10 protein-coding genes and 3 pseudogenes are annotated in these 10,952 nt (G+C 52.8%); 5 read left to right on the forward strand and 8 right to left on the reverse strand.

All coding sequences use genetic code 11. The annotated features are described in order from the left end of the window. On the reverse strand, window positions 1–236 hold a 236-nt coding region (locus IGW03_RS36260; RefSeq protein ID WP_194727244.1), incomplete at its 3' end, for a helix-turn-helix domain-containing protein. A 39-nt stretch (window positions 237–275) separates the two neighbouring features. Then, window positions 276–617: a calcium-binding protein gene (locus tag IGW03_RS39215; protein ID WP_369122969.1), complete on the reverse strand. Its 342-nt coding sequence runs from the start codon at window positions 615–617 to the stop codon at window positions 276–278. Here IGW03_RS39215 and IGW03_RS38550 point away from each other — a divergent pair. Then, on the forward strand, window positions 507–803 hold the full coding sequence (locus tag IGW03_RS38550; RefSeq protein ID WP_228536317.1) for a hypothetical protein: 297 nt from the start codon (window positions 507–509) through the stop codon (window positions 801–803). The two genes, IGW03_RS39215 and IGW03_RS38550, sit on opposite strands and share 111 nt — an antisense overlap. 110 nt (window positions 804–913) lie before the next feature. Here the strand turns inward: IGW03_RS38550 and IGW03_RS36270 are convergent, their stop codons facing one another. Then, on the reverse strand, window positions 914–1,822 hold the full coding sequence (locus IGW03_RS36270) for a hypothetical protein (protein WP_194727245.1): 909 nt from the start codon (window positions 1,820–1,822) through the stop codon (window positions 914–916). A gap of 98 nt (window positions 1,823–1,920) precedes the next feature. Here IGW03_RS36270 and IGW03_RS38555 point away from each other — a divergent pair. Then, window positions 1,921–2,726, forward strand: a pseudogene (locus IGW03_RS38555) (IS3 family transposase); the annotation flags it as partial. Window positions 2,727–2,948: 222 nt separating this feature from the next. Here the strand turns inward: IGW03_RS38555 and IGW03_RS36285 are convergent. Next, window positions 2,949–4,196, reverse strand: a complete 1,248-nt coding sequence (locus tag IGW03_RS36285; RefSeq protein ID WP_438943710.1) for an IS110 family RNA-guided transposase — start codon at window positions 4,194–4,196, stop codon at window positions 2,949–2,951. Window positions 4,197–4,269: 73 nt separating this feature from the next. Here IGW03_RS36285 and IGW03_RS36295 point away from each other — a divergent pair. Both IGW03_RS36295 and IGW03_RS36300 read left to right on the forward strand, forming a co-directional pair. Next, window positions 4,270–5,801 (forward strand): annotated as a pseudogene (locus tag IGW03_RS36295) (IS3 family transposase). Window positions 5,802–5,950: 149 nt separating this feature from the next. After that, window positions 5,951–6,250: pseudogene (locus IGW03_RS36300) on the forward strand (integrase core domain-containing protein); the annotation flags it as partial. Between the two features lie 210 nt (window positions 6,251–6,460). Here the strand turns inward: IGW03_RS36300 and IGW03_RS36305 are convergent. After that, window positions 6,461–6,754 (reverse strand): helix-turn-helix domain-containing protein, encoded by a 294-nt coding sequence (locus IGW03_RS36305; protein WP_228536318.1) that lies wholly within the window; start codon window positions 6,752–6,754, stop codon window positions 6,461–6,463. A gap of 1 nt (window position 6,755) precedes the next feature. On the opposite strand from IGW03_RS36305, the gene IGW03_RS36310 reads away from it, so the two are divergent. After that, on the forward strand, window positions 6,756–7,718 hold the full coding sequence (locus tag IGW03_RS36310) for a tyrosine-type recombinase/integrase (RefSeq protein WP_194727249.1): 963 nt from the start codon (window positions 6,756–6,758) through the stop codon (window positions 7,716–7,718). A gap of 85 nt (window positions 7,719–7,803) precedes the next feature. Here the strand turns inward: IGW03_RS36310 and glmM are convergent, their stop codons facing one another. From glmM to IGW03_RS36325, 3 genes are all read right to left on the reverse strand, one after another. Then, window positions 7,804–9,141, reverse strand: coding sequence for a phosphoglucosamine mutase (glmM, locus tag IGW03_RS36315; RefSeq protein WP_194727250.1), 1,338 nt, complete (start codon window positions 9,139–9,141; stop codon window positions 7,804–7,806). Between the two features lie 251 nt (window positions 9,142–9,392). Next, window positions 9,393–9,986 (reverse strand): sugar transferase, encoded by a 594-nt coding sequence (locus tag IGW03_RS36320; RefSeq protein ID WP_194727255.1) that lies wholly within the window; start codon window positions 9,984–9,986, stop codon window positions 9,393–9,395. Next, on the reverse strand, window positions 9,986–10,952 hold a 967-nt coding region (locus IGW03_RS36325; RefSeq protein WP_194727251.1), incomplete at its 5' end, for a DegT/DnrJ/EryC1/StrS family aminotransferase. The genes IGW03_RS36325 and IGW03_RS36320, both read right to left, overlap by 1 nt.

The raw sequence follows: 10,952 nt of genomic DNA on the forward strand, positions 1-10,952 counted from the left end.
CCCGGACGGGCTCCATCGACGAGGGCCTGTGATGTGCCTTGCTGCTGCAACTTCACTACCCAGTTGTGGATGCTTTGCCGCGTCACGCCAAGCGACTGCGCAACCTCCTTGATGGGACGGCCGCGGCTGTATTCCAGAATCGCCAGTGTGCGCTTGTACTGGTGCGCGTCGTGGGTTTCACGCAAGGTCTGCTCAAGCTGCAGTTGCTCTTCGGCAGTTAGATGGATCCCGCTCATGGCAATGCCCTCCTGCGCACTCATGATATCCAGTATAGGTCAACATCCTTTTGTTTTCGTGCTTAGGTGGAAGGCATTTATAGTTACGGTTGTTGCGTCATCAATTCCTAGCAAGCGAATTGAATCTTCTCCAATACTAATTAGGGTATCAGCTCCGGCGTCGATGATGATTACTCTGCTAGCAAAGTTGTCGGCAGTGACTCCGAGACCCGAGATGTCAAGTAAATCATTGCCGACTTCAGGCTGCAAATCAAAGTTCTGCACTCTATCGTGGCCAAATCCTACGGTGGAAAACATGAATACATCGTCACCAGCGCCACCATTGAGCACGTCGTTACCGTCTCCTCCGGACAAGATGTCATTGCCTGCACCACCGATGATGGTATTGGCCAGGTTGTTGCCTGTGCCAGTAAATGCACCGGTTCCAGTAAAGGTCAGGTTTTCGACATTGGCTGCCAGGATATGGCTGTTGACTGTGGCCCAGACAGTGTCAGTACCTTCGTTTTCAGCTTCGGTAACGACATCACCGGCATTGTCAACGAAATAGATGTCGTTGCCTTAGCATAAACGCACGTACTAATGAAAGCGGAATAACCATGTTCTGGCGCTTATAACATGGTTATTCCGCAGCTGATAAAGAATTTTATCGGGCGTTATGCGCGCCGCCCTTTCTTAATTTAAGACGGCTTGCGCCGGCGTGATGAAGCTTTTTTCGACGCCGGCCTAGGTTGGGGTTCAGTCACGATTTCTGCGTCGTCGACCTGCGTAGGCGCCTCAAGATTCATCATATCCAGATTATCGAGCCGCCATGCCCGCATTTCTCGAAACTCGCGCAATAGCTTGAAGAGCTGATTATCCAGCATGGTAGTGTACCGATGCGATTTCTCGGGGTCCCATGCTTTTAACATGCGTTGGGAACGGATCGCACCAAAGGCAGCTTTTACTTTCTCCCGGTGACGATGACAGTAAGCGACCCAGTAATACGCTTTGTACTGGTCCTCCATGTAGCAAACAAAACCCTCGGTAAAACTATCAGCGTTGTACAGTAATTTGAGGGTTAGCGCCGGGTCTCCTTTAGACCCTATCTTTTTTACCTCGGCTTGTAGAAAGCGCCAATGCAATGGGCACTGCCGCCGAGCATCCTCTTCTTCCTCCAGACGGATCGCGCCATCTTGTTGCGCTCCCCATTCACGGCAGATGCCCTCTGCCTGCACACCCTGGGCAGGACTGGGCATATTCTTTTGCTCCCGCATCCAGTCCGGCAACGGCATTAGAATTGAATTGCCAAACTCATCTGTTGTGGTCATCCAGTCGGGCTGTTTTTCATTCCACAGGTCTAGTGCATCCTTCAGCTCCCTATCGGAAACGGGATGCATCTGCACATTGGTGAGGATGGCATACTCTGCCCCTTCCATGCGAAGCCTACGCCAGGCGGCGCCCGCTATCTTATCTACTAACAACTGTTCGAGAGCGCCAACGGGCTTTAAATCAATAATCAAGCTCTGCAGTAGGGCCTGATATTCTTGGGGATTTTCATTTGGCAGCAGCAGCTTCGAAGACCGAACGCCGTGGGTAACGGCATTCAAGAAAGCGGTTGCCTTGCCCGCTTCAGTGCGGGTGACCTGTCTTGGGATTTTCGGACCACGGCAAATTTGAGAAGATAGCTCCCAAATGAAAGGGAGCAATGAAGAAAAGCCGATACAGCGACGAGCAAATCGTCCGAATTTTGCGGGAAGCGGACAAGACCCCGATTGCCGAGGTGGCCAAGCGCCACGGCGTGAGTGAGCAAAGCATCTACGGCTGGCGCAAGCGTTTTGGCGAGATGGGGACTGACGAGGTAAAGAATCTCAAAGCCCTGGAGCAGGAGAATGCCCGGCTCAAGAAGTTGCTGGCTGAACGGGATCTCGAAATTGAAGTGATGAAGGAGATTTCCCGAAAAAAATGGTAAGCGCACCAGCCCGACGGATTGCGGCGCTCTACGCAGTTGAGCGAGGTATCTCTCAACGTCGAGCTTGTGCGCTCATGCAGGTAGCAAGGTCCAGCCTGCTGTATATACCCACTCTGCCACAGAAGAATGCACCTGTGACGAGGGCTATGCATCGGCTGTCACGCCAGTATCCCCGTTACGGATCCCGCCGTATCCGCGTGTTCCTCAAACGGGAAGGCTTCGTTGTCGGCAAGGAGAAATGCAGTCGTCTGTGGGCAGAACAAGGTCTACAGGTGCCACGCAAGCGTCCCCGACGCAAGGTGGCAGCAAGTAGGCCACGTCCACTTGCGCCGGCCAAGGCAAATTCGGTATGGAGCTACGACTTCGTCTTCGATGCCTGTGCCAACGGCCAGCAAATCAAATGTCTGACGGTAGTCGACGAATTCACCCGTGAGGCACTTGCCATTGATGTAGCTGGATCGATTCGTTCGGGCCGGGTGATTGAAATACTGTCGCGCCTCATCAGCGTGCGAGGTGCGCCACGCTACCTACGCAGTGACAACGTACTAAATGCAAGAGGTATCTGCAAAAAAGGAAAAAGTATCCCGGCCAAGCGGAATAAGCCGTTTGGCAGCTACAAAGAGCAGACACAACAGTCCAGTGTTCTTCCACGTAATGAGATCCTTGCCAGACCATAGTAGACACAAGATTCGAAGCAATTGGCGCCACGATCTTCACCGTACTTAAAACAGCATAGGGAACCCAGTGGAAGGTCCGAGCATTATCTACGGAGTCGCATGCGCTCCAATGGCAGCCGAGAGAGGGATCGATCCACTGGGTAAAGCTTGTTCAAAGAACCGCCGATACGGCTGGTTCGTCTTGACGATACTGTAGGCTACGCGTGCCATCTTGGCTGCGACTGCGGTAAGCGCCTTTCTGCGCAAGTCCGCATTCTTGGGATCGGCCTTGATGTATCGGTCGTACTTGTCTCGAAACGAGTTCTCCCGCATACGCACTGCGCCTACGCCGGCGAGCCAGAAAGCCAGACGCAAGCGGGCGTTACCTCGCTTGGATAATTGCTCGCGGCCGCGTTGATTGCCAGATTGCTGCTTGGCCAGATCAAAGCCGCAGTACTTGAGGAACTGCCGATGATGGGCAAAGCGGCTGACGTCCCCAGCTTCGGCCAGAACCGTCAGAGCAATGACAGATCCTACGCCGGGTAGTGTCTTAAGATGTTCGAAGGCCTCATTACCTGCAAGCACCTGCTCGGCGCGCTCTTCAATACTAGCTCTCAATTGATTCAAGTCCTGATAGCGCTTGAGAGTTACGCGGAACATCTCTACCGCCAGTGAATCAGGAGCGTGAGGCAGCGCGGCACTTGAGCCCGCGATCTCCCATATCTCCTCAAGCTTGGCTCGCTTATTAACCTTGCGTCCGACCAGATCCCATGCTGCCAGCACAAAGGCCTCCTGCGAAAGCGACCTTACATGAGCGGGAGTTGGAAACTCCATGAGAAAACGGATAAACCATTCATTGCGGGTAGTGGCCCAATAACGGTGCATCTCTGGAAAGTAAAGTGGTAGTCCATGATTGATCAGTGAGTGCTGTGCCTTCGTACGTGCGCGTGATACCTGGTAATAGGTCTTGGCGATTTCCTGCAAATCATGAGTGCCAGCCACCATAGGATCAACATACCGTTGATGGGCCTGACGGCGTAGCATCTCCAGAATCACCGCAGCATCCTTCGGGTCGTTCTTGTCCCAGGAATTGAACATGGCATCACGATAGCGGGCAACAGCAACAGAGCTGATTCCAACGACTTCAAACCCTGCCATCAGAAGACGATATGCGATTGGACGATGATAGTCTCCGGTTGGCTCTATACCGACGCGACATGGGCCGGATAATGATTGAAGAAAGCCAATCAGGCGGTCAAAGTCTGGCGCAGTGTTGCCCATCTTGAAGCGGTGAAGTTTGCCGGCCGCGGTTTCCAGCAGGACATAATTCCAATAGCGGGCAATGTCGATTGCCACTCCCCTTGCGTCAAGATAGTTGTCGCCTCCAATAACTGGAGTTCTATAAACTCTGGGGGTGACGAGGAACGCAATGACGCACTACACGAAAGAGAAGAAGGAACACGCGCTGACGTTGATGAGCGCGCCGCAGAACAAGCCAGTGCCTGAGGTTTCGCAGCTCACCGGCATCCCGGAAGCGACGCTGTACTTGTGGCGCAAACAGGCCCGTAGCGCTGGTCGCGCCGTCCCTGGGGACGGGCAAAACCCGGAAGACTGGAGCGCGGCTGACAAGTTTGCCGTGGTGCTGGAAACCGCGCCGTTGGGCGAGGCGGAGCTGGCCGAGTATTGCCGGCAAAAGGGCTTGTTTGTGGAACAGGTACGCCGCTGGCGCTCGGAAGCGCAAATGGCCCTGGGCCAGGTGTCCAATGGTAAGGCTGAGCGCGCCCAGGACAAGAAGCGCATTCGTGAACTGGAGAAGGATCTACGCCGCAAGGAGAAGGCGCTGGCTGAAGCGGCAGCCTTGCTGGTGCTGTCGCGAAAGTACGAGGCGCTGCGGACCGACGACGAGGACGCATGACTGCGTTGCCGCAGCGCCAGCAACTCGTGGCTGACATCCTGCAAGCCCAACGGGCCGGTGCATGCCTGGCTAGCGCCTGCCAAGAGCTGGGCATTTCGTTACGCACGTTCGAGCGCTGGCAACAGGCAGGACAGGTGCAGGCCGATGCCCGGCCACATGCCGAACGACCGGAACCGTGTCACAAGCTGACGCCTGAAGAACGCCAGCACATCCTGACGTTGTGCCATGAACCCCGCTTTGCCGACCTGCCACCGGCGCAGATCGTGCCGCAACTGGCCGATGAGGGCGTTTATGTGGCCTCGGAGTCGTCGTTTTACCGGGTATTGCGGCAGGCCAGGCAGCAGCACCATCGCGGCCGTAGCAAGGCGCCGGTACCGTCGCAGCCAGTGCGCCATGTGGCCACCGGCCCTGGACAAGTGTGGTCGTGGGATGTGACTTACTTGCCAAGCCGGGTGCGCGGTCAGTTCTTCTACCTGTATGCCGTGCTGGACCTGTACAGCCGCAAGCTCGTTGCCTGGGAAGTGCATGAACGGGAAAACGGTGAAGAAGCGGCTGATCTGATCGAACGTGCCTGCTGGCGTGAGCAGCGTCGCACTCAACCGTTGATCCTACATGCCGATAACGGTGCGGCGCAGACGTCGTATACGCTCAGGACAAAGCTGCAGGCACTGGGCATCACACCGTCACACAGCCGTCCTGGTGTCTCGGATGACAATGCTCATATCGAGTCGTGGTTCCGGACCTGCAAGTATGCGCCTGGCTATCCGCCGGGTGGCTTTGAAACGCTCGCCGCTGCGCGTGAGTGGGTGCTGCGGTTTGTAACCTGGTACAACGGCAGCCACCGGCATAGCGGGATTGCTTACGTCACGCCTGAGCAACGTCACAACGGTACAGCTGAGCCCTTGCTAGTCCAGCGTCGTGCTGTCTACGAGGCAGCCCGTCAACGGCATCCGCTGCGATGGAAGCGGCATCCGCGCCCCTGGCAGGCTCCGGATCACGTATGGCTCAATCCGCCGCCCGCGACGACGTTGAAGGCGGCAGCTTGATCTATGCGACAACTACCTTGACACGCACCGCACTAAATTGAGCGCAGGTGTAGCATTTGTCGTGTCAGCCATCTCAGGTTCCTCCTTCGGTAAACGGACAAACAGAAGGATGCTCCTACTCTTGATGGCTGACATTCTGCATGTACTATGGCCCCGAGTTCGTAAGCTTTGCCTTACTGAAGTGGATAACCGATCAAGGGATAGAATGTGCACTGATTGACCCTGGTAAGCCGTGGCAAAACGGAACGACGGAGAGCTTCAACGGCAAGTTCCGTGATGAATGCCTGGCCATGGAATGGTTCAGGAATCGTCTTGAAGCCCGGGTTGTGATCGAGGACTGGCGGCAGCATTACAATCGAGTCCGGCCACATTCCAGCCTGAACTATGAAACTCCAGAAGCGTTCTGCAAGAAGGTAACAACTTTATCCACCGGAGCTATCCCAAATTAGCTTGGTCCGAAAAAACCGGTCAGGTCACGGGGGCCAGTGGGATTGCTTGCCTTTCTCTTATCTGCCATAAGTCTTCCAAGAAATACGTACAGTGTCCAGAGAAGTAATGCTACGCAAGGTCCGGCACCTGTGCCCTATTTTAGCCACAGACAAGCCTGCAAATGTTCCGAATCACCTAAGACGACAGTTCGTTTGGAAAAAACCCCTTTTTTATCTTGTCGGTGGCGCAATTCGCAATCGCACCCCCGGACCATCATCCGGCGTACCAATAAATTCCACTCCGGCTAATTCTAAAGTTCGTTGGATGGCTTGTAACGTACTCGTTCTGCCTTCTGGCACATTGTCCATGAGCTCAAAACGCTTAACGGTGGCGATACCAACACCTGCCTTTTGGGCAAGTTCATCTGCCGACCACCGCAATAGGGCGCGTGCTGCACGAATTTGAGCACTTGTAATCATACTTATTGCGTCTATATTGATACTATAAGTATCAATGGAGGCCAAAATGGGTTCATCTCTAGGCAATGGTAATGCGCCCTATTGTAAAGGGGAAAGCATTTGTACAGAAAACGAGAACAGCCCTTGTACCAGGCTGCGTCGCTCACTCCTTCGCTTAGAAGGAGCTTACGCTGAAAACACGCTGCGCGCTTATCGTGCCGACTTTGAAGCCTTTATTGCCTGGTGTGATTCCATTGGATTGACCGCACTGCCTGCAAGTGCCCAAAGCGTTGCCCAGTTTGTGTTTGTGGATGCAGCAACTGCTCAGTCATCGACGGTGCGACGACGTATTGCTGCTATTGGACGCATTCACCGTCTCAATGGACTGCCTGACCCGACAAAAAGTGAAGAGGTTGTACTTGCAATGCGTCGGATGCATCGCCAAAAAGGCCGTCGTCAAAAGCAAGCGCTAGGATTAACCGCCAGCCTACTCGACCAATTGCTTGCAGCGACCGATGACAGTGTTAAAGGACTACGTGACCGTGTACTCCTACGCATCGCTTATGACACAATGCGTAGACGATCGGAATTGGTCAACCTTCTTATTGAAGATCTGCAGCTGCGCCAGGACGGCACGGGATCGATCCTGATGCGATTTTCCAAGACTGACCAGGAAGGCGAAGGAAAAAAACTATCGCTTTCAAAGAAGACGATGTCCGTTTGTGCCGCTTGGTTAAAACACGTCAAGCAGACATCAGGGCCCATCCTCAGGAAAGTATCGCGCTATGGCGTAATTGGCAAACAACTTGATGCTGGCAGCATCCCCCGCATCTATAAGGCACTAGCCAAGCGCGCCGGTCTTTCCGACCTCGCCATTGCGGGTCTTTCAGGACACTCTGGACGCGTAGGCGCAGCGCAGGACATGCTAGCTAACGGCCGCAGCCTAGCGCAAATCATGAATCGCGGCGGCTGGAAAAGACCAGACACGGTGATGCGATATGTCGAGTTCACGGATTCCGACCCCGTGTAAGGCGCTATAAGCATTTCGACACAGGCCGCGAACCGACAAGCTGCCATTATCGGCCATAAGGATTCTTGTAAGCCGATGCAGATATCTAGACAGGTATCGTGTCGGCGATACGACGTGCGAGACTCTGAGCAAGTGCCATATTTTCTGCTTCGACCATTACCCGAAGCAATGGTTCGGTGCCGGAAGCACGAATCAGGACGCGGCCACTATTTGCGATCTCTGCTTCTACACGGCTTTTTTCTGCGAGTAGTTCGTCACTCTGTTGCCAGTCGAAAGCAGTGGGCATCCTGACGTTGACTAAGGCCTGTGGACGTAGTGAGATATCACTCGCAGATTGGGCTAGTGTCTTACCGCTCCGCTTTAATGCGGACAACACCTGAAGGGCTGAAATAATGCCATCACCGGTTGTATGCTTGTCGAGGAACAGCATATGTCCTGAACCCTCGCCGCCAATCAACCAACCGTACTCCTGCAATGCTTCAAGTATGTAACGGTCGCCCACCTTTGCGCGCACAAATGGAGTTCCCATGTTGTTGAATGCATGTTCGACCGCGACATTGGTCATCAAGGTTCCGACCACTCCTTTGACTGACCCTAGTGAGCTACGGTCCTTGACCATGATGTACAAGAGTTCATCACCATCATAGATACGCCCGGTGTCATCGACCATGATGAGGCGATCGGCATCGCCGTCGAGTGCAATGCCAACATCCGCTTTATTGGCTAACACAGCTGCGGCCAAAGCCTTCGGTGCAGTCGCGCCGAAACCATCATTGATATTCAAGCCATCAGGCGCATTGCCAATGGTGATCACATCCGCGCCAAGCTCATGCAACACGTCGGGTGCGATGTGATAGGCGGCGCCATGCGCGCAATCGACCACGATTTTCATGCCGCGCAAGTCCATCTTCGACGGGAAGGTACTTTTGCAGAATTCGATATACCGTCCTTGCGCGTCGTCCAGGCGCTTGGCCTTGCCGAGTTTTCCCGATGCCACGCATGTCATTGGCATTTCGAGTTCGGCTTCAATAGCTAACTCGACCGCATCAGGTAACTTGGTACCTTGGGCTGAAAAGAATTTGATGCCATTGTCATGGTATGGGTTGTGCGAAGCCGAGATAACTACTCCCGCTGATAATCGTAACGCGCGGGTTAAGTAGGCGACAGCGGGAGTCGGAATTGGGCCTGCTAGCATGACATCCACTCCCGCAGCAGAAAACCCGGCTTCCAGCGCTGCCTCCAGCATATACCCTGAAATTCTCGTATCTTTGCCAATCAACACGACCGCCTTCCCGTCCCTTGTATGAGAACGGGTTAGTATGGTGCCAGCCGCGTACCCAAGCCTCATTACAAATTCTGGAGTAATCGGCGCAACACCTACGTGGCCCCGTATTCCATCAGTACCAAAATATTTACGAATCATAATATATAGTTTATTGCTTAACGCCAATCCAAAACATTCAACAGGAAATAGGTAGTAACAACAACTTCTCGCCTACGTAACATACCAAAGGTTAAATGGAGCTAGATTCTCGAGTTATTTTTTTAATCTCTAAAAGGTACATGACCACATTAACTAAACCGTACAAGTGGTTTTTAATACCTAAAGAAACTCACTGAAACAATTACCAAAACTATGGTCAATGATTTCAACAAAGACAGTTTTAGAGCACCTTAGCGTACGAGCGCCCGCAACGTAGCAACAATGAGATAAACGTCGTTCCAGAAAGTCCGATTATTAACGTAATCAATGTAATAACGAATCTTAATGGGCAATACTTCGTTAATATATGCTTGTTGTGGGTCCGCGGACTTCCCAAGGATTTCGTTTTCGTCTTTGTATTCGATAGAAGCCAAGTCAGTGATACCTGGCTTAACTGACAGTATAATTCCTCGTGCCTCTGGTGGATAGCATGCGACGTAGCGTGGTACTTCTGGACGAGGTCCGACCAAACTCATATTACCCTGCAAGACATCAATGAGTTGGACCAACTCGTCTAGCTTGTACTTGCGTAACACACGACCCACCCTAGTGACGCGCGCGTCAGCTCCTACAGTAATTTGTAATCCGTGGCGATCAGCATCAATAACCATTGTCCGAAATTTATGAATTCGGAATATTTTCCCGCGTTGTCCTACGCGTTCCTGCCTAAAGAATACCGCCCCCCGAGAATCGAGCTTGATGGCCAATGCAATTAATAGTAGCAATGGCGTTAGCATTACCAACCCAAGCACACTTGCTATGATGTCGAATAATCGCTTGGCTATCACCTTAGAGCTTCCTTAACCGCATTAACCACCCGCGTCACGTCGGCCTCAGACATTCGCGAGTATAGCGGCAGAGAAATTGTACGCTCATAGATTCGCTGGCTAACCGGATACATCTCAGGAGTTAATGCATACGTGTCACGCCAGTAGGGCTGAAGATGTAACGGAATATAGTGAACACTGCACCCAATCCCCTGCGCATACATACGCTCCACGAAGACGTCTCGTTCAATATTTACCGAATCGTCTAGCTGGATGACATAAAGGTGCCAAGAGTGGATATCTCCGGTAGCAGCGTGCGGGGGGCGAATAATAGGCAACCCTTTTAGGGCATCGTCATACAACATCGCGACGCGAGCTCGCTTCTGTTGGAAAGTATGGACCTTCTTAAGCTGATGGATTCCAATCGATGCAGCTATATCGGTCATATTGTATTTGAATCCTGGAGCAACGATCTCGTAGTACCAGCTTGGGGCCTTGGACGTGAAACGATCAAATGCATCCCGGTTGATGCCATGTAGACGCATAACGCGTGCTCGCTTGGCGATTTCAGGATTACGCGTGACCAGCATACCACCCTCTCCGGTCGTGATAGTCTTGTTGGCATAAAAACTAAATACGGTCACGTCACTATCCAGCGTACCAATTAGCTTTCCATCGCATGTCGTTGGTAAAGCGTGTGCTGCGTCTTCTATAACGCGAAGACCATGTCTATGCGCAATCGCTAATAATGCATTCATGTCAGCGGAGTGTCCTGCAAAATGCACAGGGATTATTGCTTTTGTACGATGTGTAATTGCCGCTTCCACTGCAGCAACGTCAATGCATAAGGTGTTCGCGGAGCTATAGTCCAAAGTGGTGTACGGGCTGAGCTCTGAAGGTGGGGAGGAAGGCGGTGGAGATTTTGTTGGAGAATTTTGATTGTCGAGATCAAAACCAACCAACGAAAGAACCCCCACCATGGGC

Origin of the sequence: Noviherbaspirillum malthae (assembly GCF_015352985.1) — a bacterium.
In the GTDB taxonomy this organism is placed as follows: domain Bacteria; phylum Pseudomonadota; class Gammaproteobacteria; order Burkholderiales; family Burkholderiaceae_D; genus Noviherbaspirillum; species Noviherbaspirillum malthae.